Origin of the sequence: Pantoea sp. AG1095 (genome assembly GCF_003208415.1) — a bacterium.
In the GTDB taxonomy this organism is placed as follows: Bacteria; Pseudomonadota; Gammaproteobacteria; order Enterobacterales; family Enterobacteriaceae; genus Pantoea; species Pantoea leporis.
Map to the genome: position 1 here is coordinate 73775 of NZ_QKMJ01000001.1, position 25173 is coordinate 98947.

The 25173-nt window shown below is 54.2% G+C and carries 27 protein-coding genes; 10 read left to right on the top strand and 17 right to left on the bottom strand.

The features are described from left to right. Nucleotides 1-12: 12 nt before the first annotated feature. Nucleotides 13-1164, bottom strand: coding sequence for an iron-containing alcohol dehydrogenase (locus DEU53_RS00345; RefSeq protein ID WP_233501651.1), 1152 nt, complete (start codon nucleotides 1162-1164; stop codon nucleotides 13-15). Between the two features lie 283 nt (nucleotides 1165-1447). Between DEU53_RS00345 and gntT the strand changes: the two genes are divergently transcribed. Next, nucleotides 1448-2764, top strand: a complete 1317-nt coding sequence (gene gntT, locus DEU53_RS00350; RefSeq protein WP_101763267.1) for a gluconate transporter — start codon at nucleotides 1448-1450, stop codon at nucleotides 2762-2764. Nucleotides 2765-2803: 39 nt separating this feature from the next. On the opposite strand, the gene DEU53_RS00355 is transcribed toward gntT, so the two are convergent. Beyond that, nucleotides 2804-3886 carry a malate/lactate/ureidoglycolate dehydrogenase gene (locus tag DEU53_RS00355; RefSeq protein ID WP_110866425.1) on the bottom strand — a complete coding sequence of 361 codons (1083 nt, stop codon included), beginning with the start codon at nucleotides 3884-3886 and terminating at the stop codon, nucleotides 2804-2806. Nucleotides 3887-3992: 106 nt separating this feature from the next. Then, nucleotides 3993-4238: a hypothetical protein gene (locus DEU53_RS00360; protein WP_110865704.1), complete on the bottom strand. Its 246-nt coding sequence runs from the start codon at nucleotides 4236-4238 to the stop codon at nucleotides 3993-3995. A 947-nt stretch (nucleotides 4239-5185) separates the two neighbouring features. Between DEU53_RS00360 and pagP the strand changes: the two genes are divergently transcribed. The 3 genes from pagP to DEU53_RS00380 all read left to right on the top strand — a co-directional run bounded on the left by pagP (nucleotide 5186) and on the right by DEU53_RS00380 (nucleotide 6900). Then, nucleotides 5186-5758 carry a lipid IV(A) palmitoyltransferase PagP gene (gene pagP / locus DEU53_RS00370; RefSeq protein ID WP_110865706.1) on the top strand — a complete coding sequence of 191 codons (573 nt, stop codon included), beginning with the start codon at nucleotides 5186-5188 and terminating at the stop codon, nucleotides 5756-5758. Between the two features lie 150 nt (nucleotides 5759-5908). Next, nucleotides 5909-6118, top strand: a complete 210-nt coding sequence (cspE, locus tag DEU53_RS00375) for a transcription antiterminator/RNA stability regulator CspE (RefSeq protein ID WP_007890714.1) — start codon at nucleotides 5909-5911, stop codon at nucleotides 6116-6118. A 356-nt stretch (nucleotides 6119-6474) separates the two neighbouring features. Then, nucleotides 6475-6900, top strand: coding sequence for a GNAT family N-acetyltransferase (locus DEU53_RS00380; RefSeq protein WP_101763263.1), 426 nt, complete (start codon nucleotides 6475-6477; stop codon nucleotides 6898-6900). Here the strand turns inward: DEU53_RS00380 and DEU53_RS00385 are convergent. Further along, complete coding sequence (locus DEU53_RS00385) at nucleotides 6884-8239, bottom strand: PLP-dependent aminotransferase family protein (RefSeq protein ID WP_110865707.1); 1356 nt, start codon at nucleotides 8237-8239, stop codon at nucleotides 6884-6886. The genes DEU53_RS00380 and DEU53_RS00385 overlap by 17 nt on opposite strands. Nucleotides 8240-8376: 137 nt before the next feature. Here DEU53_RS00385 and DEU53_RS00390 point away from each other — a divergent pair, with 137 nt between their 5' ends. The 6 genes from DEU53_RS00390 to tatE all read left to right on the top strand — a co-directional run bounded on the left by DEU53_RS00390 (nucleotide 8377) and on the right by tatE (nucleotide 13065). Then, nucleotides 8377-9336, top strand: coding sequence for an ABC transporter substrate-binding protein (locus DEU53_RS00390; RefSeq protein WP_110865708.1), 960 nt, complete (start codon nucleotides 8377-8379; stop codon nucleotides 9334-9336). Between the two features lie 2 nt (nucleotides 9337-9338). Then, on the top strand, nucleotides 9339-10133 hold the full coding sequence (locus DEU53_RS00395) for a deaminated glutathione amidase (RefSeq protein ID WP_110865709.1): 795 nt from the start codon (nucleotides 9339-9341) through the stop codon (nucleotides 10131-10133). Nucleotides 10134-10152: 19 nt separating this feature from the next. After that, on the top strand, nucleotides 10153-11040 hold the full coding sequence (locus DEU53_RS00400) for an ABC transporter substrate-binding protein (RefSeq protein ID WP_110865710.1): 888 nt from the start codon (nucleotides 10153-10155) through the stop codon (nucleotides 11038-11040). Next, nucleotides 11037-11996 (top strand): amino acid ABC transporter permease, encoded by a 960-nt coding sequence (locus tag DEU53_RS00405; protein ID WP_110865711.1) that lies wholly within the window; start codon nucleotides 11037-11039, stop codon nucleotides 11994-11996. Before DEU53_RS00400 ends, DEU53_RS00405 begins: the two co-directional genes overlap by 4 nt. Continuing rightward, entirely contained in the window at nucleotides 11993-12763 is a 771-nt protein-coding gene (locus DEU53_RS00410; protein ID WP_110865712.1) for an amino acid ABC transporter ATP-binding protein, read from the top strand. The genes DEU53_RS00405 and DEU53_RS00410 overlap by 4 nt, the downstream gene beginning before the upstream one ends. Nucleotides 12764-12861: 98 nt before the next feature. Continuing rightward, nucleotides 12862-13065, top strand: coding sequence for a twin-arginine translocase subunit TatE (tatE, locus tag DEU53_RS00415; protein ID WP_064740541.1), 204 nt, complete (start codon nucleotides 12862-12864; stop codon nucleotides 13063-13065). A gap of 88 nt (nucleotides 13066-13153) precedes the next feature. Here tatE and DEU53_RS00420 read toward each other — a convergent pair whose 3' ends face one another. The 13 genes from DEU53_RS00420 to lptE form a co-directional block, all read right to left on the bottom strand. Continuing rightward, nucleotides 13154-14182 carry a hypothetical protein gene (locus DEU53_RS00420; protein ID WP_146222842.1) on the bottom strand — a complete coding sequence of 343 codons (1029 nt, stop codon included), beginning with the start codon at nucleotides 14180-14182 and terminating at the stop codon, nucleotides 13154-13156. Nucleotides 14183-14329: 147 nt separating this feature from the next. Then, nucleotides 14330-15295 (bottom strand): lipoyl synthase, encoded by a 966-nt coding sequence (gene lipA, locus DEU53_RS00425; protein ID WP_101763255.1) that lies wholly within the window; start codon nucleotides 15293-15295, stop codon nucleotides 14330-14332. A gap of 176 nt (nucleotides 15296-15471) precedes the next feature. Next, complete coding sequence (lipB, locus tag DEU53_RS00430) at nucleotides 15472-16122, bottom strand: lipoyl(octanoyl) transferase LipB (RefSeq protein ID WP_110865714.1); 651 nt, start codon at nucleotides 16120-16122, stop codon at nucleotides 15472-15474. 69 nt (nucleotides 16123-16191) lie between these two features. After that, complete coding sequence (ybeD, locus tag DEU53_RS00435) at nucleotides 16192-16455, bottom strand: DUF493 family protein YbeD (protein WP_008103691.1); 264 nt, start codon at nucleotides 16453-16455, stop codon at nucleotides 16192-16194. A gap of 96 nt (nucleotides 16456-16551) precedes the next feature. Next, nucleotides 16552-17763 carry a D-alanyl-D-alanine carboxypeptidase DacA gene (gene dacA / locus DEU53_RS00440; protein ID WP_101763253.1) on the bottom strand — a complete coding sequence of 404 codons (1212 nt, stop codon included), beginning with the start codon at nucleotides 17761-17763 and terminating at the stop codon, nucleotides 16552-16554. Nucleotides 17764-17880: 117 nt separating this feature from the next. Next, nucleotides 17881-18951, bottom strand: coding sequence for an endolytic peptidoglycan transglycosylase RlpA (gene rlpA, locus DEU53_RS00445; protein ID WP_110865715.1), 1071 nt, complete (start codon nucleotides 18949-18951; stop codon nucleotides 17881-17883). Between the two features lie 10 nt (nucleotides 18952-18961). Then, nucleotides 18962-20074: a peptidoglycan glycosyltransferase MrdB gene (gene mrdB, locus DEU53_RS00450; RefSeq protein ID WP_101763316.1), complete on the bottom strand. Its 1113-nt coding sequence runs from the start codon at nucleotides 20072-20074 to the stop codon at nucleotides 18962-18964. Between the two features lie 8 nt (nucleotides 20075-20082). Next, nucleotides 20083-21987: a peptidoglycan DD-transpeptidase MrdA gene (gene mrdA, locus DEU53_RS00455; RefSeq protein WP_101763251.1), complete on the bottom strand. Its 1905-nt coding sequence runs from the start codon at nucleotides 21985-21987 to the stop codon at nucleotides 20083-20085. Between the two features lie 33 nt (nucleotides 21988-22020). After that, nucleotides 22021-22491, bottom strand: coding sequence for a 23S rRNA (pseudouridine(1915)-N(3))-methyltransferase RlmH (gene rlmH, locus DEU53_RS00460; protein WP_008103678.1), 471 nt, complete (start codon nucleotides 22489-22491; stop codon nucleotides 22021-22023). A 3-nt stretch (nucleotides 22492-22494) separates the two neighbouring features. Next, nucleotides 22495-22812: a ribosome silencing factor gene (gene rsfS / locus DEU53_RS00465; protein ID WP_008103673.1), complete on the bottom strand. Its 318-nt coding sequence runs from the start codon at nucleotides 22810-22812 to the stop codon at nucleotides 22495-22497. Nucleotides 22813-22903: 91 nt separating this feature from the next. After that, on the bottom strand, nucleotides 22904-23548 hold the full coding sequence (gene nadD, locus DEU53_RS00470; RefSeq protein ID WP_110865716.1) for a nicotinate-nucleotide adenylyltransferase: 645 nt from the start codon (nucleotides 23546-23548) through the stop codon (nucleotides 22904-22906). After that, nucleotides 23541-24572: a DNA polymerase III subunit delta gene (gene holA / locus DEU53_RS00475; RefSeq protein ID WP_110865717.1), complete on the bottom strand. Its 1032-nt coding sequence runs from the start codon at nucleotides 24570-24572 to the stop codon at nucleotides 23541-23543. The genes nadD and holA overlap by 8 nt, the downstream gene beginning before the upstream one ends. After that, the gene (lptE, locus tag DEU53_RS00480; protein WP_110865718.1) at nucleotides 24569-25168 is read right to left on the bottom strand and encodes an LPS assembly lipoprotein LptE; all 600 of its coding nucleotides are present in this window, start codon (nucleotides 25166-25168) and stop codon (nucleotides 24569-24571) included. Before lptE ends, holA begins: the two co-directional genes overlap by 4 nt. Nucleotides 25169-25173 lie beyond the last annotated feature (5 nt).

Consider the following 25173-nt stretch of genomic DNA (forward strand, 5'->3'; position numbering starts at 1 on the left):
GCCCGTTATCATTTAGACGATGCGCCAGGCGGCGGCGATCATCTCGGTTAACGTCGGTGCATCGTAGCTGACCCAACCGTTTTTGCTGTTGGCGCGCGACACAATCCAGTCAACGTCGGTGGCTGACAGCGTTGGGCCTTCTAACCAGAACGGCACGATCGCCTGCTGCTGGATCCAGGCTTTCAACGCCAGCGCGGGCGGCGCGGGATCATCCGGCAGCAACTGTTGGCCGAACTGCGCCATCAAACGTTGCTGTTCAGCATGCTCGGTTTCTGCCAGCACCTCAAGGAACGGGAACAGTAAACGTCCGCACACTTCGCCGTGATGGAACGGCTTGATCGCCCCCAACTCACCGGCAATGCCGTGGATCACGCCCAATCCGGCGCTGCTCAGACACACGCCACCCAACCATGACGCCATCATCATCGCTTCGCGCGCGGCATCTCCACGCTCGTCGTCACGGTTTAAATCTGGCCAGGCCTGGAAGAACAGTCGCAGCCCATTAAGCGCAGTTTGCTGGGTGAACAAATTGCCTTTGCGCGACAGATAGGCTTCGAAAAGATGGGTGAAGGCATCGATGGCGCAGGTTGCCAGCACGCTGTCGGGCGCGCCTTTTAGCAGATCAGGATCGAGAATTGCGACCTGCGGCACAAACACTGGATGGCGCAGCGACGCTTTGACCTGAATATGCTGCTGATCGGTCACCACTGCGTTCTGCGTGGCTTCGCTGCCGGTGCCGGCCGTGGTGGGAATGGCGATCAGCGGCAAGGTCACCGCTTGCACTGGCGTATCACCGACTTTCTCCAGATAGCGCGCGGTATTCAGCGGGTGCTGCATCATCGCGCTAAAGGCTTTAGCCGCATCCAGCACGCTACCGCCGCCAATCGCCACCACGCGATCAACATGGCCGCGCCAGCGTCGCACCCAGCCATCAATCTCATCTGGCGAGGCTTCATGGCTGACAATCTCGTAACCGATGATGTGATCGTTGAGCGCGGCACCTAAGCGCGTCCAGGCCGGACCATTCAGGAATGAGCGGCCGCAAAACAGCAGCGTCGGCTGGGTATTGGCCGCCAGCAGCGGAATCAGTTGGTCAATGCTGCCGCGCCCAAACAGGGTTTGTTGATTACTGTACAACTCGATCAGATTCTCACTCACCTGCACGTCCTTATTGTTTGGCTCAAAGACCTAAGTGTAACCATAAGCCATGACACTCCCGCTGCAAACATTCTGATAACCCGCTGGCAAAAAGTTGATCACCTTCGCAAAACAGAAATTCCGCTGCGGCGCCAGGTGCTTTGTACGCAATGTTACCCTTAACATGATACCCGTAACATTGCTCGGCAGGATGTTTCCTGTGGTGCACGTTGTTGATTCTCATGTCCTCTGGGATAACCAAAATAAACCGCTGCCGGTAGCTTACCGTGCGCAAAAGTGGAGAAAAATTATGCCATTACTCTATGTGGCGATTGGCGTAGCGTTACTGCTGTTGCTGATGATTCGTTTCAAACTGAACGGATTTATTGCGCTGATTCTGGTGGCGCTGGCCGTTGGCATGATGCAGGGCATGCCGGTCAACAAAGTTATCGTTTCGATTAAAACCGGCGTCGGCGGCACGTTGGGCAGCCTCGCGCTGATCATGGGCTTCGGCGCGATGCTGGGTAAACTGCTGGCGGATTGCGGCGGGGCGCAGCGAATCGCCACCACGTTAATCGCTAAATTTGGTGAGAAGCATATTCAGTGGGCGCTGGTGCTGACCGGCTTCACCGTCGGCTTTGCGCTGTTCTACGAAGTGGGCTTTGTGCTGATGCTGCCGTTGGTGTTCAGCATCGCCGCCTCCGCGCGCGTGCCGCTGCTCTACGTGGGTGTGCCGATGGCGGCCGCGCTCTCGGTCACACACGGTTTCCTCCCACCGCATCCGGGCCCAACTGCGATCGCCACGCTGTTCAACGCCGATATGGGGAAAACGCTGCTGTACGGAACGCTGTTGGGGATTCCAACCGTTATTCTCGCCGGTCCGGTTTATGCGCGCTTCCTGAAAGGCATTGATAAGCCGATCCCGGAAGGCTTGTGGAACCCGAAAACCTTTACCGAAGCGGAGATGCCTGGCTTTGGCGTCAGCGTCTGGACGGCGTTGGTGCCGGTGGTGCTGATGGCGTTGCGCGCAGTAGCGGAGATGCTGCTGCCGAAAGGTCACGTGTTGTTGCCGTATGCCGAGTTCTTTGGTGACCCCATTATGGCAACCTTGATTGCCGTGCTGATCGCCATCTTCACCTTTGGTCTGAACCGTGGCCGCAGCATGGATGACGTGATGGGCACCATCACCGATTCGATCAAGATCATCGCGATGATGCTGTTAGTGATTGGTGGTGGCGGGGCGTTCAAACAGGTGCTGGTGGACAGCGGCGTCGATAAATATATCGCCAGCATGATGCATGAAACCAATCTGTCGCCGATCTTCATGGCGTGGTCGATTGCTGCGGTGCTGCGTATTGCCCTGGGTTCCGCAACCGTGGCGGCGATTACGGCAGGCGGGATTGTCGCACCGTTGATCATCACCAGCGGCGCCAGTCCGGAACTGATGGTGATTGCGGTTGGCTCCGGCAGCGTGATTTTCTCTCACGTCAACGATCCGGGCTTCTGGCTGTTTAAGGAGTATTTCAACCTGACCATCGGCGAAACTTTCCGCTCATGGTCGGCGCTGGAAACCATTATTTCGGTGTGCGGTTTGCTGGGTTGCTTACTGCTCGCCAACGTCATCTGAGTATCAAGGCTGAGGCACTGCGCCTCAGCCGCTTGCGGTTTACTGCGTTAAGGCGCGGAACGCCGCGAGTTCCTCTTGCGGCATTCCCGCTTGTAACGCCGCGTCACAGATTTGCTCCCAGCTGTTGCTGTCGAGAGGAATGCCATCGCGTTCACGTGCCACGCGGTTTTGCTCCTCCCACTCGCCGGGCACCTGAATCGGTGCATCGCCACTTTGCGGCGACTGTTTCACCCAATCCAGGAATGATTCCGCTTCTTCCTGCATCGCAGGCGCATCAAACGCATCCGGATTCACGATGATGGTGGTCATGCAGTTGAAAATGGCATCGTGGCTGGTGACCAGCGTCTCATCATGTGTGGTGCGTCCGCCGGACAACGCGCCGCCGAGAATTTCACACATGGTTGCCAGCGCATAGCCTTTGTGCAGACCAAACGGCATCAGTGAACCATACGGCGCCTGATGCATCACGCCCGGTTCGGTGGTCGGCTGGCCGTGATGATCAATCAGATAACCTGGCGCGACCTGCTGCTCTTTATTCCACGCCACTCGCGTTTTACCAAAGGCGATGCCGCTGGTGGCGAAATCGAGCAGCAGCGGTTTGGCATTGCGGCGCGGGAAAATGGCGCAGAAAGGATTGGTGCCAAAACGACGATCGCTACCGTTAAACGGCGCGACCATCGGATCGCCCATCACGTTAACAAAATGGAACGAGACAAAACCGGCGGCCGCACACTGTTCTGCCCAATGGCCGATGCGACCAATGTGGTGCGAATGGTGTAAACCAACCGCCGCAATACCTAACCTGGCTGCGCGCTCAATACCGAGTTGCATCGCCTCAAAGGCCGCGACCTGACCAAAACCGTTGTGCCCGTGCAGCGTCAGCACCGCGCCGGCGTCTTTTGCAACGCTGGCATGTTGGTTGAGTTGCAAAAAGCCCTGTGCCAGCGATTTCATGTAGCTCGGAATCATGCCAACGCCATGTGAATCGTGACCCGCCAGATTCGCGGCCACCAAATGGTCGGCGACCAGGCGCGCTTCTTCGGCGCTGCTGCCAGCATGTAACCAAATGGCTTGAACAAACTGATGAAGGCGAGAAGGGGGAATAAGATGCAGAGTACTCATACGGTCAATCTCCTTATCATGAACAATCATGCATCCTGTGCCGAAACCAGTAATAACCGCAAGTCAATGATAAGAAGTAAAGGGCCACAACGTGTGGCCCAAAAACTCAGTGCGGCTGTGCAAAGCCCGCTTTGACCATCTGATCGCGCAGTGCGCGGGTAATTTCACGGTTTCCGCCAGTGATCGGATAAATGACATTGTTGACGACATCGTCAAGATAGTGTTCTTCAAACTCCTGCAGGGTGAGTTGCGTGCCACCTTCATCATTAATCGCAATACTGCCGCTGATGTGGTTGCCGTAATCCTTTGCCTTAAGGCTATAACGCCCCATGCTGGTATTAATCGTGCTCATAAGAATCTCCTTGTTACGTCGGCATTGATAACAATCGAGGCCTCTTCAGGCGCTATAAGTTTAGACTGCGGACAGGCGCTGAGTGCGGAATCAAGGAGAGGGAAAATCGCAGGCTGCGACCCGTCTCGCAGAATTAAATCGGCATTAAGCGAAACGATAGCTAAGGGTTGTGACCACTCTCGCAGCGCCCAGCGAAAGCAGAATGATCATCTATACTGGTTAGCAGACACGTTATTTTTCATACTTGAAGGAGCGAACAATGAAAATAATTCTGTGGGTCATCGCCATCATCTTCATCGTTGGGTTACTGACACTAACAGGCGTCTTTAAACTGATTTTCTGACAACAACAGGCACCTGCGGGTGCCTGAATTTTTTATTCAGCATAGGATTTTTCGCTGTTATTAAAAGACGCAATCGGCAGGATAAGATCGCCCAGCGTCAACGGTTTCTGACACTGTGCGCAGCAGGCGCCATGATGATTTATTGCATCGACCTGTTTGCAGTCCGTTAAGGTGTAAAAAAATTTAGTGCAACCGCAGCGGCTACAACGAATAGTCATGTCAGTTTTTTCCCCATCTCCGTCCTGGAGTATCGAGATTTATCTTATTCGTCGGGTGAGTTCAATTGATAAATTTTGTTAATTTATTCCATGCGTGAATAGTTGACACTAAGTCACTGAAAGCTATCTTATTGCTTGCCGTCATCCTCACAACATGATTGCACTTTGTGTACATCCCTCAGTAATACCTTTCCGTTTATCCGGCGTTTCAATTTCACGTTCCGCATGAGGTAAAATTCGCCGTCAACCGAGAATTAGCCTGGAGATATTAAGCAGGTTTTTTAATATCCTTTTGGCGATTACTTAGGAATGCGTCGTACAAGAATCTGAAAAATCTGCCTCAGGGTAGTGCATTTTTTCAGCACGAATTAACAGGAAATTACGTTGTGAATCGGCACTTTTCTGCAGTTTTGTTAGGCTGCATTTTGACCTCATCGGTCTCATTTTCGGCATCAGCGGTAACAACTTCACAAGCCATCAAATCAGGCTGGAACACCTTTAGCAACAACGTGTCGCAAACCTGGTCGCAACCGCAGAATTATGATTTTTATCTGCCGGCGATTACCTGGCACAACCGTTGGACTTACGACGATGAACACATCGATAAATACAACGAGCGCCCGTGGGGCGCAGGTGCGGGCGTTTCACGCTGGGATGAGAAAGGTAACTGGCACGGTTTGTACCTGATGGCGTTCAAGGACTCCTTCAACAAATGGGAGCCGATTGGCGGTTACGGTTGGGAAGCGACATGGCGACCGCTTAGCGATCAGAACTTTCATTTGGGCGCCGGATACACGGCGGGTGTAACGGCACGTGATAACTGGCGATACATCCCGGTTCCGCTGATATTGCCTTTAGCATCAATTGGATATGGTCCAGCCACTTTCCAAATGACTTACATTCCCGGCACTTACAATAACGGCAACGTTTACTTTGCATGGCTGAGATTTGAGTTTTAAGCGCTGGCGGCACGCATAAAGTGTGATCGGCATGCAAAAAATCAATATTTATCACTTTTTCATCAAATCGCACTGGACAAATGTCACCGCAATTGCTGTACTAGACATCGACACAGTTTAGTGTCCTTTTTTCATGTAAAGGTAATATAGATGTCTAAGATCAAAGGTAACGTAAAGTGGTTTAATGAGTCGAAAGGCTTCGGTTTCATTACTCCAGAAGATGGCAGCAAAGATGTATTCGTACACTTCTCTGCAATCAACAGCAACGGTTTCAAAACTCTGGCTGAAGGTCAACGCGTTGAGTTCGAAATCACTGACGGCGCTAAAGGCCCATCAGCTGCTAACGTTATCGCACTGTAATTTAACAGTTCGAATTCTGAAAACCCGCCTTCTGGCGGGTTTTTTTTATTTATTTTTAGGCTCGCCACCAAATAATCATCCAGCTCGCTAAGGCAAGCATGCTGATGCTCAGTGCCATTAACTCATCGAAAGTGCGTGGAATAAGGTTTTTCATTTCGCCTGCCTCAGAAAGAGATTTCCCTCAGCATGCCAATGCCAGATTAAGCCAGCCTTAAGTCGTTATGACATTCTCATGACAAGGCAGATTCTGCGGCACATCTCACAGATAACTTCCGTAACATAGCCACAACAATGCTTACTTGCAGATTTTTGTCCGGCAACGCTATATAACTGCTCAGGGAAAATGAGGAGGCAGGATGAACATACGTCAGGCACAGGCAAAAGACAGCTTTGCATTGAGCGCGTTGCTAACCGAATTAGGTTATAGCGCGACGGAAGGATTTATCGATACGCGTTTGGCGCAGCTTATTCATCATCCCGATGAAATGTTGTTGGTCGCGGAACACGGCAATCAGGTGCTGGGCTTTCTCTCGTTGCACTTTATTCCGCAGCTGGCATTGGCCGGCGATTTTGCCCGCATCAGCTACTTCTGTATTGCCGAAGGCGAGCGCAGCAAAGGCAGCGGGCAGCAGTTATTGAACCACGCCGAACAGCTGGCGCGGTCACGCGGTTGCGACCGTATGGAAGTGCACTGCCATTCATCGCGCCTCAAAGCCAACCAGTTCTATGCGCGTGAAGGCTATGTGGAATCACCGCGCTATCACATTAAAGCTCTGGGTTAAGATTGAGCTCGCGTCCGCTGGCTATCACGATGGCATCGGCGATGCTGTCGAGTTGTGCAACAGGCAGCAGCGCGGCGCTGACGCGAATGAACTGCCGGCTGCTAATGCTACAGCGTTCCCCGGGCAGCACGGCGATACCGCGCGCGGCCAGCGTGATCATCGCGTACTGCTCCGATTCCACCGGAATCCATACGCTCAATCCATCGCGCTCTTCCAGCACCAGACCGCGTTTCGCCAGCGCGGCCAGTAACTGCTGGCGACGCTGCGCATAGGTGGCTTTAGCCTGCTGAATACGCTGCTGAGTCTCTTCATCATTGAGCATCCACGCCACGGCATCCTGCAAAATACGGCTGGTCCAGCTCACGCCAAAGTTGCGCCACGCTTGCAGGCGCTTCACCATTTCTGCGGTGCCTGATAACACCGCCAGCCGCAAATCCGGCCCATAAGCTTTAGAAAACGAGTGCACATGCAGCACGCGTTCGGGATAGTGGAAGCCGAGGCTAAACACCGGGCAGCGCGACAGATCGCCAATGCCGTCATCTTCGACAATGACGGTGCTGCTGTTTGCCAGCACGCGCGCCAGCTCTGCACTGCGACGCTGGCTCACGCTGTTTCCGGTGGCGGAATGGGTGCGCGGTTGATAGATAAACATCGCCGGAGATTTCTGCATCAGCGTGGTCAGCGCCGAGGGAATGGGACCTTGCTCATCACAGGGCAGCGGCAGAATTTCTGCACCCATGTTGTCTAAAATATCCAGTAATCGCGTGGCGGTAGGATCTTCGATCACCACACGATCGCCCGGTGACAGCAACGTCTGCACGATCAGGTTCATGGCATCGAAGCCGCCATCGGTTGCCAACCAGGCTTCGGCGGGATAGGGCCAACGTGGCGCTACGGCATCCAGCAATTGCGTTGAAATCGCCTCACGCTGATAACTATTCAGTTGCGGCGATGCAATGCCCGCCAGCATCGCCCGACGCAGATCCGGCAATAACGTTGGATCCGGTGAGGCCATCGCCAGTGACGCCTGAACATTCTCGCCGTAATTGCCGATCTTCTCGAAGCGAATCGGACGCGGCATCACGCTGTTACCGCTCACCCACACGCCGCTGCGACCTTTACCCGCCAGCACTTTCTGCTTCTTCAGTTGCGCCCAGGCAGCCGAAACGGTTGCCGGGCTCACGCCTAATCGCTCAGCCAATTCCCGTACTGCCGGCATCTGCATGCCCACCGCAATCTGCCCATCTCGAATTAGCGTGGATGCCGCATGCGTGATGCCTTTCACCGAAGCATCCGTGATCTGCTGGCTGAGCCACTCCAAATCCACACTTTGCGTCATAAGAAAATCCTTTGTTCAGTAACAAATAATAGATTGTTCAGATTAGTATTCGCGATTTAGACTCAAATTCAAGCACTATTTGCTGCATAAATAATCACAGCCGCAGGGCTGGCAGAACAGACGGGGAAGGCAAAACTATGGTAACCATCAGACTGGCGGTACGTGACTGGGATTACTTCACACCGCTGGCACTTGGCGATATCAGGCCGGAAGGTTTCACGCTGGAGATCGATCGCGTTGGCACGCTGGTGGATAACCTCGCCACCAGCGATAAATACGATGCCGGTGAAGTGTCGTTTAGCCGCTTTGCTCAGGCTCGGGCAAAAGGTGACACTTCACTGTTGGGCCTGCCACACTTTCTGATGCGCGGTTTCCGTCAGCGCTGCATCATTACGCGCAGCGACAGCCCGATGACTTCGCCAGCGCAGCTGAAAGGTAAAAAGATCGGCGTTACCGGCTGGCAGGATTCGGGCAACACCTGGACGCGCACCGTGCTGCGTGAAGCGGGCGTGGAGATTGATGATGCGTACTGGTTTGCCGGGCGTTTGACTGAGGATCACCCGATTGTTGATCGTCTGGCCGGTTTTGGTCGTCCGGGGCGTATTGAATCGGCGCCAGGTGAGCGTCCACTGATCGCGTTGCTGAAAGAGGGCGAGCTGGATGCTGTTTTTACCCCTTTTATGCCGGAAGGTTTTTTCCTCGCCGATTCGGGTTTGCGTCAGCTGCAGGTGGATTTTGCCGCTGCCGAGCGCGACTACTTTAATCGCGTCGGTTATGTGCCTGGCATTCACTTACTGGCTCTGAAGCCTGCCTTAGCCGAGGCGCATCCTTGGCTGCCTCAGGCGCTGAGCGACATCATTGATCGTTCGTACCAGATGTGGATGAAGAAGCGCGAGAAATACGCCGACACCACGCCGTGGCTGCTGGACGATTTGCGGCGCACCGCGCAGGAATTACCGGCCAACTGGAATCAGAACGGATTTTCCGTTAACAAAAAGATGATTGCCGACTTTGCGAATGAGCTGTTCCAGCAAGGCCTAACCCAAACATTGCTGACGCCGGAAGCGATTTTCCCGGCTGCGGCGCAAGGAGAATAACCATGAAAGTAGCAATGGGACAATTTGCCGTCAGCCGCGAATGGCAGGAAAACACCGATATCTGCATCGGATTGATGAACCAGGCATTGGCGAGCGGTGCTGATCTGCTGGTGCTGCCGGAAGGCGTACTGGCGCGTGATATCGCCGATCCTGATCTGGTATTGAAAGCGGCGCAGCCACTTGATGGTCCTTTCGTCACGCAGCTGCTGGCGGTTAGCAAAGGCAACAACCTGACCACCATGATGAGCGTGCACGTGCCGACAGAAGGGCAGAAGGCGCTCAATGTGCTGATCGCCATTCGCAACGGCGAAATCATCGCCGAGTACGTGAAATTGCACCTTTATGATGCCTTCGCCATGCAGGAGTCGCAGCGCGTGAATCCAGGACGTGAGATTCCGCCGCTGGTTGACGTGGCGGGCATGAACGTCGGGTTGATGACCTGCTACGACGTGCGCTTTCCGGAGCTGGCGCGTCGCTTAGTGCTTGACGGCGCGGATGTGCTGGTGCTGCCGGCAGCGTGGGTGAAAGGCCCGCTGAAAGAGATGCACTGGGAATTGCTGACCACCGCGCGTGCGCTGGAAAACACCTGCTACATGGTGGCGGTGGGCGAATGCGGGCCACGCAATATCGGCAACAGCCTGGTAATCGATCCGTTGGGCGTGGCGATTGCCAAAGCGCCGGAATCGGCCGCGCTGGTGTTTGCCGATCTCGATCCGCAGCGCATCGCCTACGCACGCAGCGTACTGCCGGTGCTGGAAAATCGCTGTTTTGCGCGTCCCGAACTTAAACCACTTTGATCGCTGGGGAATCTGACTGATGAAAATTCTTGCTACCGCCATCGCGCTGTCATTGGGCCTCACGGCCTGTTTCGCTCAGGCCGCCGACGTGATTCCTGCGCAAAAAGTGGATCAGGCGCTGCACGATCGTCTGCCAGCAGAGATCAAAAGCAGCGGTAAAATGATCTCGGTGAACAACGGATCTTTTCCTCCGTATGAGATCGTTAACGGTCCGCACTCAATGGACGGCGCTTCCGCCGATCTCACCGAAGCGCTGGCACAATTGCTGGGCGTGAAGATTGAACATGCCACCGTCAGCGGTTTATCGGGCGTGCTCACCGGCATTAATTCCGGCCGCTACCAGATGGCGATTGGCCCGATTGGCGATTATCCGGATCGTCAGCAGAAGGTTGATTTTATCGACTTCGTGCAGGAGTTCGTGGTGTTTGGCGTGCAGAAAGGCAATCCCTCGAAGATTAACGGTCTGGAAGATACCTGCGGTAAACGCATTGCGGTAATGGCGGCCGGTTCAGCAGAGCAGGTGATTCGCAAGCAGTCCGATGCCTGTGTCGCGGCGGGTAAACCGGCGGTGGTGGTGCAATCCTTCACCGACCAGCCATCGTCGATTTTAGCCGTGCGTTCAAAACGTTCCGATGCTTTCTTCTCCTCGCAGGCGCCGCTGACATACTTCATCGAACAGGCCAATGGCCAGCTGGAGCTTTCGGGCAAAGGCAAGAAAAACGGCTTTGGTGACATTTTCCAGGGCACCGTGGTACCCAAGGGTTCTGAACTCGGCAACGTGGTGCTGGATGCGTACAAAGAGCTGTTCAATAACGGCACTTACGCGGCCATCATGAAGAAGTGGAAATTAGACGGCAACGTGTTGCAGCAACCGGGACGTAACCTGGCGCAAGGGGCTGCAAAATGAGTCCGGTCACCAACAATTCGCGAGCCAGGGATAAGGCCGACGTGCAGCAGCGCGATGTGGCTTTTGCCCGCAGTGCGCCCACTTATGGGCGCTGGATCTCATGGATTTTGGTGCTGGTTATTGCCGCGAACTTCCTCTGGCTGGTGGCGACCAACCCCAATTTCGAGTGGAACGTGGTGCTGCAGTGGTTCACCGAAGGTTCGGTGATGAAAGGCCTGCAGGTCACGCTCGGCTTGACGGTGGTGTCGATGATTCTCGGCACGCTGCTCGGGTTGTTGCTGGGCGTGTGGCGTCTCTCGGAAAACAAATTGCTGAGCGGCTTATCGTCGCTCTACATCTGGTTTTTCCGGGGTACGCCGCTGCTGGTACAGCTGATCTTTTGGTACAACCTGTCGACGCTGTTTCCCACCATCGCAATCACTCTTCCGTGGACGGATATCACTTTTGCCAGCTGGAACACCAACGATCTGATCACGCCACTGACCGCAGCCATTGCCGGACTGGCGCTCAATGAAGCGGCTTATATGGCCGAGATCATTCGCGCCGGCCTGCTGTCAGTGGATAACGGTCAGGTCGAAACCACCCAGGCGTTTGGCATGAGTCGCAGTCGTGCGCTGCGCCGCGTGATCATTCCACAGGCGATGCGTTCAATTATTCCGCCTACCGGCAACCAGTTGATCAGCATGATCAAAGCGACCTCGCTGGTAAGTGTGATTGCTATGGGCGATCTGTTGTACTCGGTGCAGGCGGTTTATAACCGCACCTTTGAAATTATCCCGATGCTGATGGTCGCAGTGATCTGGTATCTGCTTATCACCTCAATTCTTAACCTTGGCCAGTCCGCCATCGAGCGTTACTACGCCCGTGGCACCACCCGCACGGTGGTGAATAAACGTCGCGTTGCCGCTAATGAAGCCGCACCAGCCGTCGCGCACTGTCTTAAGGAGGATGTATGAGTGAAGTTCAGCCACTAGTGCGTGCGCGTAATGTGCAGAAGAGTTATGGCGATAATGAAGTGCTGAAAGGCATCGATCTCGATGTGTTTCCCGGTGAAGTGGTGGTGATTCTCGGGCCATCGGGTTCGGGTAAATCCACCTTTTTACGCTGTATTAACCATCTGGAAGACATGAATGCCGGTTCGATTGTGGTCGGTGACGATCAGATCGGTTATGAACTGAAGCGCGGTATTTTGCATCGTCTGTCGGCGCGTAAAATTGCTCATCAGCGCCAGAAAATCGGCATGGTGTTTCAGCAGTTCAACCTCTATCCGCACATGACGGTGCTGCAAAACATCATTGAAGCGCCAATAGGCGTGCACAAGTTTGCACGGCAGGATGCGCTCAAGCATGCCCGTGAGCTGCTGGCGACCGTGGGATTGAGTGACAAAGCCGATGCCTGGCCGCGTCATCTATCCGGTGGCCAGCAGCAGCGCGTGGCGATTGCGCGTGCGCTGGCGATTAAACCGGCGCTGATGCTGTTCGATGAGCCCACTTCGGCGCTCGATCCGGAGTTAGTCGGCGAAGTGCTGGCCACTATGCGCACCTTAGCCGATCAAGGGCTAACCATGATTGTCGTGACCCATGAAATTGGTTTCGCGCGTGAGGCGGCCGATCGCGTGGTGTTTATGGATGGCGGCGTGGTAGTGGAGCAGGGCAGTCCGGAGCAGGTGATTGGTAACCCGCAACATCCGCGCACGCAGGCATTTCTCAGCCGCTTTATCTGAGCAGGCGGTCTCACTCTGTTACAGATTGCAGTTGAGGCCGTTTATAAACTGCGCGTTAATAGTCAGGTCCGTTTTTCACATTGGTTGAAAGGTAAATTATGGAAGGTATCAGTATTGCCAAACTGCTGATCATCGGTGCGCTCATCGTACTGCTTTTTGGCACCAATAAGTTACGTTCACTGGGTGGCGATCTGGGTTCCGCAATCAAAGGCTTCAAAAAAGCCATGAAAGATGATGAATCCGGCGCATCCAAAAGCAGCGCTGAAGAAGTGCCTGCTGAACGTGTCAGCCACAAAGAGTAATCTCTGCGCCGAACGTCAATAAGTGTAAATATTTATTACGTTGATAAAAAACCAGACTGTCGCCAGCCTGGTTTTTGTTTTTTGCGTCTTAGTGCCAATTGGCGTAAATGATTTCCTGCTCATCCACATCAAATATTGTTGAGCCATATAAGCCATCAAAGTCGCTCAACCCATCCTGGGTATGCCAGCCCTGCAACATATCATCAGTTAAAATTAATGGTATCAACGATATTGTTTCTTCTTCCTCGGCTGTAATAACATCAATGAGTGCTATTTCAATTTTGTCTGATTCACTCTCATCAATTGGCATAATGATTTCGCCTATTTTAGGCTTAGTCAAAAACGGATAATCAACTTTGCCACCCATTACGCCTTGCGGATTAATGGGGACTGCACTAAAAACATGCTGAGCGACAGAAATATCGGTGGGCAGTTCAAACTGCCAGCGGCCTTGGCTATCAATTTCAGAGCTGCCGACCCACACATCATCAAGATAAAAGTATAACGTCGTACCAACTGGCGCATCACCGCTGAAAGACCCTTCATCCTCATTCAGATCATCGATGATGACCTCATTTTCAGCGATAACCTTTGACTGTACCTGTACTAAAAGTTGAGGTTTGGCACTCTCGCGTTCAGGTAGCGTGGCAATTTCCACACTCTCGTGGTGCATGCCGATAGCCGGTTGCCACAGTTGTGGCAGAGGAGCATTGAATTTCGCTTCCAGCAAATCAAAATTCCATTCAGGTTCAGGCTCTTCATTAATCACAGGGAGTACATTCTCCTGAGAAGTTTGAAAAGCAATATCTTCAGCATAAGGCATGATGTGTCGCACCACTTCGGGCATCACAGCGACAGTTTCATGACCCTTTAGTGGCAACTCTAAATGAATTTCATCGTATCGATGCTCAATACTGATAGCGGTAGCGATAAATGCATTGGCACATGAGGCGTGAGATGAAGTATAGGGATTGGTGTTATCTATGGGCGTGGTGCGCGCTTTAAGCGCATCCAAACTCTCTCCGGATGCACTGTTAAGCCGCACATCGGGTATTTGACCTGACAAATCGGGTTCCCGGAGAAAATCGAGCCCCTTTAAGTGAGAGGATGTTTGCATTATCTGACCTTCAAAAATAAACACTGAGAAAAGAGAAATAGGCTCTTATGGCCTCAGCGATTAAAGCGACAGATTTGAGACAGGGATTAAGACTTTTAAGGAGATATTTGCGATTGCGCCCTGGTAAGAACGCAATCGCGAAGCATATTACTTAACTTCCAGACCTTTGGCCTGCATATCAGCATGATAAGAAGAGCGCACAAACGGGCCGCAGGCGGCATGGGTGAAGCCCATCGCCATTGCTTCTTCTTTCATTTCGTCAAACTCGGCCGGGCTAACGTAGCGCTGCACCGGCAAGTGGTGACGGCTCGGCTGCAAATACTGTCCCAGCGTCAGCATGGTGACGCCGTGGCGACGCAGATCGCGCATCACTTCAATGATTTCAGCATTGGTTTCGCCCAGACCGACCATCAAACCCGATTTAGTCGGGATATCCGGATGCGCTTCTTTGAAACGCTCCAGCAATTTCAGTGACCAATCGTAGTTGGCGCCAGGACGGACCTGACGGTAAACGCGCGGCACGTTTTCCAGATTGTGGTTAAACACATCCGGTGGCGTCGCGGTGAGGATTTCCAGCGCGCGATCCATACGACCACGGAAGTCCGGTACCAATGTTTCAATTTTGATGGTTGGGCTTTTTTCGCGAATCGCGCTGATGCAGTCAGCAAAGTGCTGGGCACCGCCGTCGCGCAGATCATCACGGTCCACAGAAGTGATGACCACATAACGCAGCGCCATATCGGCGATGGTTTGTGCCAGTTTCAGCGGTTCGTTAGCGTCAGGCATATTCGGACGGCCGTGCGCCACGTCGCAGAATGGGCAGCGACGGGTACAGATCGCGCCGAGGATCATAAAGGTCGCGGTACCGTGGTTGAAACACTCTGCGAGGTTAGGGCAGGAGGCTTCTTCACACACCGAGTGCAGACCGTTTTTACGCATCGCGGCCTTGATGCCCTGAATGCGGCTGGAGTCCGCAGGCAGTTTGATCTTCATCCATTCCGGCTTACGCAGAATTTCTTCACGCTCAACCATCACGGTTTTCACCGGGATCAGCGCCATTTTGTCGGCATCGCGATACTTGACGCCACGTTCCATCTGAATTGGTTTACTCATAAATCTGCAGGTTCCGGTCGGGATTGCGATTTGAAAGCTTCCTCACTCAAACTGAGAACCAGGCTTTCAACTTTTTTTGAAAATATGGCAAAAATTATATCATCTCGTCTGCTCATAAGCAGCCGATTCGCCGGTGCAAAAGTTACAATTTTGTAAATAGGCACGTACAGTCAAGGTCAGACCGCGGCATCACTATGCCATTCCAGTTGGGTAAATCCGGTTAAACGGGCGAAATGCTGCACCAGACGTGGTCGCACATCGGCGGGCGTGACGCCCGGCTGCAGCTGGCTAAGCTGCGTCATTTGCATCCCGGCATATCCGCACGGATTGATGCGCAGGAACGGCGCTAAATCCATCGCCACATTCAGTGCCAGGCCGTGAAACGAGCAGCCTTTACGAATGCGCAGCCCCAGCGAACAAATCTTGTCATCGCCAACGTACACGCCCGGCGCATCCGGTCGCGCCCGCGCGCTGATGTCATAGTCGGCCAGCGTGGCGATCACCGTTTCTTCTAACGCCGTCACTAACTCGCGCACCCCCATCTTGCGACGTTTCACGTCAATCAGCACATACATCACCTGTTGGCCGGGGCCGTGATAGGTTACCTGGCCGCCGCGATCGCTTTGTACCACCGGAATATCGCCCGGCATCAGCAGATGTTCAGCTTTCCCTGCCTGACCCTGGGTAAACACCGGATGATGTTCCACCAGCCAGATTTCATCGGCAGTGCTGCTGTCGCGTTGATCGGTAAAGTGATGCATGGCATCGGAGATGGGTTGCCAATCGCGCTGGCCGAGTTGACGAACAAGAAGCGTATTAGCTGACAAAGCAGAGATCCGGTAAAGAGTAGAAGGCAGAGTATAACGCTGGCAAAGCGGACTTTGCCAGCGCCAGAATTACAGCACCATGCGCACGATTTCGATGTTGCCTAGCTCTTCATACAGGGTTTCAACCTGCTCAATGTGGGTGGCGATGATGGTAATGGAAACAGAGTGATAGTTGCCTTTGCTGCTTGGCTTAACGTCCGGTTTGTAATCGCCTGGCGCGTGGCGCTGCACCACTTCAACCACTTGATCAACCAGCTCCGGTTGCGCCAAACCCATCACTTTGTAAGTGAAAGGCGTAGGGAATTCGAGCAGTTCATTCAATTTGGTTTTCATACATTGACTCCGGTGCTTAAAAAACAGGCTCCCGCCGAGGCGGGAGCAAAGATAGTAACTTAATTGGGGGCAAATTGGCGTTTTTTCAAGCGCGCCTTAGCCGAACCAGTGGTGGAACATCAGTTTGATGTAATCGATGATGCGGCCGAAGAAACCACCTTCTTTCACTTCATTCAGCACCACCAGCGGACGCTGTTCCACAGTTTTGCCGTCGAGCTGGAAGTTGATGCTGCCCACTACCTGATTTTTCTGCAGCGGCGCATGCAGTTCAGTGTTGTTCAGGACATAGCTGGCTTTGAGATCTTTCATGCGGCCACGCGGAATGGTCAGATAGGCATCTTTCTCCACACCCAACTGCACACGATCGCTGTCACCGAACCACACAGGCTCAGAGGCAAACTCTTTGCCCGCTTTCAGCGGTGCGACGGTTTCAAAGAAGCGGAAGCCCCACGTCAGCAACTTCTTGCTCTCGGTTTCACGGCCTTTAAAGGTACGACCGCCCATCACCGCGGAGATCAAACGCATCTGGCCTTCTGTTGCCGAGGCGACCAGGTTGTAACCCGCTGCGTCTGTGTGGCCGGTTTTGATGCCATCGACGTTCAGGCTGGTATCCCACAGCAAACCGTTACGGTTGGTCTGCTTGATGTTATTAAAGGTGAAATCTTTTTCACGATAAACCGCGTACTCATCGGGTACGTCACGGATCAGCGCCTGGCCGATCAACGCCATATCGCGCGGCGAGCTGTATTGGCCTTCGGCATCCAAACCGTGCACGGTCTGGAAGTGGGTGTTTTTCAGACCCAGCGCGCCAACGTAGTTGTTCATCAGGTTGACGAATGCGTCCTGGCTGCCGGCAACGTAATCCGCCATCGCTACACAAGCGTCGTTACCTGATTGCAGCACGATACCGCGCGTCAGTTGAGAAACCGGCACACGATCGCCAGGCTTGAGGAACATCAGTGATGAACCTTTGAATACCGGATTACCGGTTGCCCAGGCATCTTTACCCACGGTCACGATGTCATCGTTATGGATTTTTCCCGCTTTGACCGCCTGACCAATCACATAGCTGGTCATCATCTTGGTCAGGCTTGCCGGATCGCGGCGTGCATCCGCGTTCTTTTCGGCCAGCACTTTGCCGGAGTTATAGTCGATCAGCACATAAGCTTCAGCATCAATGTCCGGTACACCCGGAATCATAGTCTTAAGATTAACATCGTCCGCAAATGCGGCATGGCTGAGAGAAAGGGCGACCAGTGATCCCACTGTCAGGCGTTTCAGAAAACGAGAAGGTTTCAGCGTATTCATGTTCAGGACTACAACATCCGTGGGTTTAGAGTGAAAAAAGTGCCTAACTATAGCAAACGCCCGATCGGGCGACATCTTGCTTTGCAAATCAGTTTCAGCAGGAAATGTCACTGTCCGTTACATCGATGGACGGGCAGTGGTAATAAATGAGCTCATTTGCGCTTCAGTGTTAAGACGTTGCTGCAAGGCAGCGGCTTCGGCACGGCTTTTATAGCCACCTAACTGAATGCGATAGACGTTGCCGTTGGCTTCAACCGCGCCCGGCACGCCAAAGCGTTTACCCAAGCTTTCGGCCAGCTGACGTGCACGCGCCGGATCGTTAATCGCGCCGACCTGAACCACATAACCGCTGCCGGCATGGGCATTCTGGCTGGTAGCTGGTGCGGCGGCAGCGGCTGGCGCGGCAACCGGCTCGTTGCCTTCCAGCACGCCCGTAGCTAACGGCTGTGGTGCGCCGAGAAAACCACTGCTCTGGACGGGCGCACCCATGCTGTCATTGCTTTGCAAGGTGCTGTTATCGACAGCGCGCACATCCTGCGGTGCAGGCGCTGGCGCCGCATTGGCGCTGCCACCCATCATCACCATGCCGCCGCCGAGATCGGGACGCGCGGGCAGGGCGTAACTCTGTTTGGCGACGGTGGTACCGATGGTGCCGGGACCGGAAACGGAACCATCCGGCGCCACTTTAATGTAATCAACACGCACGCGAGTATTGTTAGAGATATTCAGGCGATCGCCTGCCGCACGCGACAAGTCGATAATGCGGCCTGGCGTGTAAGGGCCACGATCGTTGACGCGTACCACAATTTGGCGGCCGTTGGCGAGGTTAGTGACACGCACATAGCTCGGCAGCGGCAGCGTTGGATGCGCGGCGGTCATGCCTTCCGGATCGTAAGATTCACCGATAGCGGTGCGATTCCCCTGCGCTTCGTCACCGTACCAGGTGGCTAAACCCACTTCGCTGTAGTTCGAGGGATCTTTGATCACGCGGTAGTTTTTACCATTGACGCTATAATCCTGGCTGGTGGAAGGATTGATCGGTTCATAACGTGGTTCCACGCCAGGAATTTCCACTACCGGGCCGTTATAGGCCGGTTGCGGTGGCGCAGTATTATTCTGCGGTTCCGGTGTGGAACAAGCAGCCAGTACCAATGATGCCAGTGCAACCCCAAGCCAGTCCTTACGCATGTGCAGCCTCTTAAACGCTTTTAGATAACATTTTTCGATGAGTATGGATCGACATCACGATGCCAAATCCAGCCATTAACACAATCAATGCCGATCCGCCGTAGCTCACCAGCGGCAGCGGTACGCCAACCACCGGTAAGATACCACTTACCATGCCAATGTTAACGAAAACATAAACGAATAAAATCAGCATCAAACCGCCCGCCATCACGCGACCAAAGGTGGTTTGCGCGCGCGCCGCGATAATCAGTCCGCGCATGATCAGCAGCAAATAGAGTACCAGCAGTAACAACACGCCAACCAGACCCAGTTCTTCCGCTAAAACGGCAAAAATAAAGTCGGTATGGCGTTCAGGCAGGAATTCCAGCTGCGATTGGGTACCGTGCAGCCAGCCTTTGCCGCGCAGGCCACCGGAACCGATAGCAATCTTCGACTGAATGATGTGATAACCGGCGCCGAGCGGATCGCTTTCCGGGTCCAGCAGCATCATCACGCGGGCGCGCTGGTAGTCATGCATCAGGAAGAACCACAAAATCGGGATAAAGGCGGCGACCAGCAATACCGCGATACCAATCAGCTTCCAGCTCATGCCGGATAAGAACAGTACAAACAGGCCGGAAGCGGCGATCAGAATCGAGGTGCCGAGATCGGGTTGTGCCGCCACCAGCAGCGTCGGCATGAAAATCAGAATCAACGCGATGCCGGTGTTTTTCAGCGTCGGCGGGCAGACATCACGGTTAATAAAGCGCGCCACCATCAGCGGCACGGCAATCTTGGCAATCTCCGAGGGCTGAAAACGCACAAAACCAAGATCGAGCCAGCGCTGTGCGCCTTTACTAATGTGACCAAATGCGTCCACCGCTATCAGCAATATCACGCAGACAATATAGAGATAGGGCGCCCAGCTTTCATAGACGCGCGGCGGCACCTGCGCCAGCACCAGCATAACGATGATGCCCATGGCAATTTGCCCGAACTTACGCTCGGTCATGCCTGGATCCTGTCCGCTGGCGCTCCAGATGACGATGGCGCTGTAGGTCAGCAAGCTGAGAATGATCAGCATAAACAGGGGGTCGATATGGATGCGCGTCCAGATCGATCTTTTCTGCGGACTATCGTTCATGGACATTGTCATTCACCTTCGTAGCCGGGCGGTGTCGGTGCGGCTTCTGGCAGCACGGTATTGTTGTCGCCTAACATAATGTGGTCGAGAATCTGGCGCATCACGGTGCCGACAGCCGGGCCTGCGCCGCCGTTTTCCAGAATCATGGTGACGGCCACGCGCGGTTTATCGTAAGGCGCATAGGCAGTCATTAATTTATGGTCACGCAGACGTTCGGCAATCTTGTGCGCGTTATAGACTTCATTTTCTTTCAGTCCGTAAACCTGCGCGGTACCGGATTTGGCGGCGATTTTGTAGGGCGCATCGGCAAAACTCTTGTGCGCGGTACCGTTGGCGCGGTTGGCTACGCCATACATGCCGTCTTTGGCAATTTCCCAGTAACCTGAATGAATATCGCCAATCGGCGCATCCGGGACCTGGCGATAGGGCACCATGACCTGGCCTTCACGCGTGGCGCGCAGTAAGTGCGGCACTTTGATCACACCGTCATTGATCAGAATCATCATCGCTTTGTTCATCTGAATGGGCGTCGCGGTCCAGTAACCCTGGCCGATACCCACCGGAATGGTGTCACCTTGATACCACGGCTTCTTAAAGCGCTTCAGCTTCCATTCGCGTGTGGGCATATTACCCGCACTCTCCTGCGGCAGATCAATGCCGGTGCGATGGCCGTAACCAAACTTGGTCATCCACTCTGACAGGCGATCGATGCCCATATCGTAGGCAACCTGATAGAAGAAGGTATCCGCCGACTCTTCCAGCGATTTAGTGACGTTCAGGCGACCGTGGCCCCATTTTTTCCAGTCACGATAGCGCTTTTCCGAGCCGGGCAGTTGCCACCAGCCGGGATCGAACAGGCTGGTATTGCGGTTGATCACGCCTGCGCTCAGCGCCGACACGGCAACGTAAGGTTTCACCGTTGACGCTGGGGGATAGGAGGCCTGCAGCGCACGGTTATACAGCGGACGGTTTTCGTCGCTTAACAGCGCTTTATAATCTTTGCTCGAGATACCGTCGACAAACAGGTTCGGGTCGTAGCTGGGGGTAGAAACCAGTGCAAGAATTTCGCCGGTGCGTGGATCGCTCACCACCACTGCCGCGCGGCTGCCGGTCAGCAAGGTTTCAATGTACTGCTGCAGTTTGAGGTCAACCGTCAGGTAGATATCGCGTCCGGCCTGCGGAGATTGCTCGTGCAGCTGTCGAATGACGCGGCCACGGTTGTTAACTTCAACCTCTTCATAACCGGTTTTACCGTGCAGCACATCTTCGTAATAATTTTCGATGCCGAGCTTGCCGATATCATGTGTAGCCGCATAGTTCGGCCATTTACCTTCCTGATCGAGGCGCGTAACGTCGCGATCGTTGATTTTGGAGACGTAGCCCACCACGTGCGTCAGCGTCTGGCCATACGGATAGTAGCGGCGCTGATAGCCTTTTACTTCCACGCCAGGAAAACGGTATTGATTGACGGCGAAACGCGCCACCTGCACTTCGTTTAAACCGATTTTGACCGGAATCGAGGTAAAGCGGCGCGAGCGTTTGCGCTCTTTGTCAAACGCATCGAGATCGTCGTCGGTCAGATCCAGTACCGGACGCAGATCCTGTAAGGTCTGCTTCAGATTGTCGACCTTTTCCGGCATCAGTTCGGCCTGATAAATCGTGCGGTTTACTGCCAGCGGGACGCCGGTGCGATCGAAAATAATGCCGCGGCTCGGTGCCACCGGCACCAGCTTAATGCGGTTTTCATTTGAACGGGTGCTGTAGTCGTCAAAGCGCAGAATTTGCAGGTGGTACATGTTGACCACCAGAATGCTGGAGAGCAGCAGAATGCCAACAAAAGCCACCAATGCTCGGCGGACAAAAAGTTTCTGTTCGGCAGTGTAATCGCGAAAGGCGTTGCTCTGTAATTTCATCCGCTACATTTATTGTCTGGGGTTGTCAGGCGTTTATTCACGATGATAAGGATGATTCGTGGTGATGCTCCACGCACGATACAGGCTTTCCGCTACCAGCACACGCACCAGCGGATGTGGCAACGTGAGCGCTGACAGTGACCAGCTTTGTTCAGCAGCGGCTTTGCACGCGGGCGCCAGTCCTTCCGGACCGCCGATTAACAGGCTGACATCGCGGCCATCCAGTTTCCAGCGTTCAAGCTGCTGCGCCAGCTGTGGGGTTTCCCACGGCTGTCCGGGAATATCCAGCGTGACAATACGATTGCCTTTACCCACGGCGGCCAGCATCGCTTCACCTTCTTTTTCCAGAATGCGTTTGATGTCAGCGTTCTTGCCGCGTTTGCCGGCAGTTACTTCGATCAGTTCAAACGGCATATCTTTCGGGAAGCGGCGCAGATACTCCATGAAACCGGTCTGAACCCAGTCGGGCATTTTGGTGCCGACGGCCACAAGCTGCAGTTTCACGTCTTAGCTCCAGAGTTTTTCCAGCTCGTACAGCTGGCGGCTCTCTGCTTCCATCACGTGCACAATCACGTCACCCAGGTCAACGACCACCCAATCGGAGGCGGTTTTACTGTCTACACCCAGCGGCTTAAGGCCCGCAGTGCGCGATTCCTGCACCACATGATCGGCGATAGAAGCGACGTGACGTGTTGAAGTGCCGGTGCAAATGATCATGCAATCGGTGATGCTGGATTTGCCCTGAACATCAATAGCAATGATGTCCTGGCCTTTGAGATCATCAATCTTATCAATAACGAACTCTTGGAGTGCTTTACCTTGCAAAAGGTTCCCCTCAAAAACAGGTGATTACGGACGGGCTAACGATGCGAGAAAGGTAGCCGAAAATGAAGCGGCGCAGTATAGCATGCTGCCTTTAGCTGCGATATAAGCCAACGCTATCGATGTAGCCGATCACTGCATCTGGCAGTAAATCCGCGCAGGAGATGCCTGCGTGGCGGCGCTGACGGATTTCGGTGGCGGAAATGTCGAACAGCGGCGTATCCGCCAGCCAGAAGTGTCCCGCCGGTGCGTGATGGAGTTGCTGCACATTATCGGCCAGATGCTCATCAAGCCACTGCTGCATCTCTGGCGTCTCCATTTGCGCGGCGTAACCTGGACGCTTACACACCAGCAAATGGCACAGCGACAATAGATCCTGCCAGCGATGCCATTTGGCTAACGTTAGCAGAGAATCCTGACCAATGATAAACCCGAGGGGCTGTTCTGGGCCGCGTTCCGCACGCAGTGCTTCCAGCGTGGCAACTGTCCAGGACGGCGTTGCACGCGCCAGTTCACGCGTATCGATATCAAATAGCGGGCGATCGGCAATAGCACAGCGCAGCATCTCAACGCGCTGTTGTGCACTGGCTTCCGGCTGCGGGCGATGCGGCGGCACGTTGTTCGGCAGCAGCGTGACCTTTTTTAATCCCACTTGCTGTGCCAGCGCTTCTACCGGGCGCAAATGGCCGTAGTGAATCGGATCGAAGGTGCCGCCAAACAGAGCGTAGAGTTTAGACATCAGTAAAGCTCAATGGGAAATCGCGGTGACACAGTAGCAGCGACAGTGTTTCCAGCTGCGGCCACAGGTTTTGTCCGTAATCCTGCTTCATGCTGAGTTCCAGCTCTGCCAGCAAATGCACCGCGCGCTGTAAACGCTGTGCATCAAGGCGCTGCAAGGCTTCAGTAAACAGCGCGCGACGGTTTTGCCAGATACGTTGCTGATCCATCAGCGTGCGCAGCGCTTGTTTCGCCTGATTCCGCTGCAGGTGCAGCAGCGTGAGTAAATCGCGTTGCAGCGTGCGCAGTAGAATCACCGCTTCGCTGTCCTCTTTTTCCAGCTGATGCAGGATGTGCAGGGCGCGTTTACTTTTCCCTGCCAGCAATGCATCCACCCAATGGAACGGGGTAAAGTGCGCAGCATCGTTGACGGCGGCTTCCACGCGCGGCAGCGTTAATTTGCCATCCGGCCACAGCAGCGATAAGCGTTCCAGCGCCTGCGACAGCGCCAGCAGATTCCCTTCGTAGCAGTAGCAAAGCAGCTGGATCGCCGCATCATCTACGCTGAGTTTCATCGCTTTGGCGCGACTCGCCACCCAGCGCGGCAGCTGTGCCTGTTCAGGCGTCTGGCACGGAACCATTACCGCCTGCGTACTCAGCGCTTTGAACCAGGCGCTGTTCTCCTGCGCTTTGGTCAGTTTCGCCAGGCGCAGCACCAGCAAAATATCGCTGTGCAGCAGCGTGGAGAGTTTCACTAACTGCTCGGCGATAGCGGCATTGGGGCCGTTTTCGGGCAGTTGCAGCGTCAGGGTTTGGCGTTGGGTAAACAGGCTGAGCGATTGACAGCTAACGAAGATCGCATCCCAATCGGTTTGCGCATCAATGGTGACGCTGAAGTGCTCTTCAAATCCCTGTGCGCTAGCGGTAGCACGGATTGCATCCGCGCTTTCCTGAATCAGCAGAGGTTCATTACCGGTGAGAAAATAACAGGCGCGCAGCCCCTCTCGAAGCTGCGCGCTCAGTTGTTCAGGATAAATCCTGATCATTGCAGACTGGTAGCTGACGAAGAGGACACTTCCGGTGAGTTCTGTCCCGGTGCAATCGTCTCAGGCTGCGGCAAAGTATCTTTGTTGCTTTCCTGCGCGGCATGCACGGTCAGCAGTTTACGTACTAACTGCTCGGACGCGCGCTGACGCATCTCCTGCACGATCATATCCTGCTCGGCATCCTTCGCCAGTGCGGCGTTCGGGTTGTCGAAGAAAGAACGATACACGGTGGTGCTGATCGGGTAGATACCTTTACCCGGCAGCAGAACCTGTGCGGTGACCGTCATCACCAGCGAGTATTCCGCGGTGGTACCGCTGATAAACACCGATGCGGTATCACGTCCCTGGCCTTCAGCACCCAGACGCAGCGTTGGGTATTTGGCGCTGGCCGCTTTGCTGTCTTCAATGATGGTGACATTGTTGATGCGCAGCTGCTGGCGCACGGCACGTGCCAGTGGGCCATAGGGATCGCCGCTCTGGACGATAAGGGTTTTCATCTCACTCGGCACCGAGGTGGTGCCGCGCGGGTGGAAACCACAGCCTGCGGTAATCACTACCGCAAGCAGGACAAACAGCCTGATAATCAGTTGTCGCACAGTTC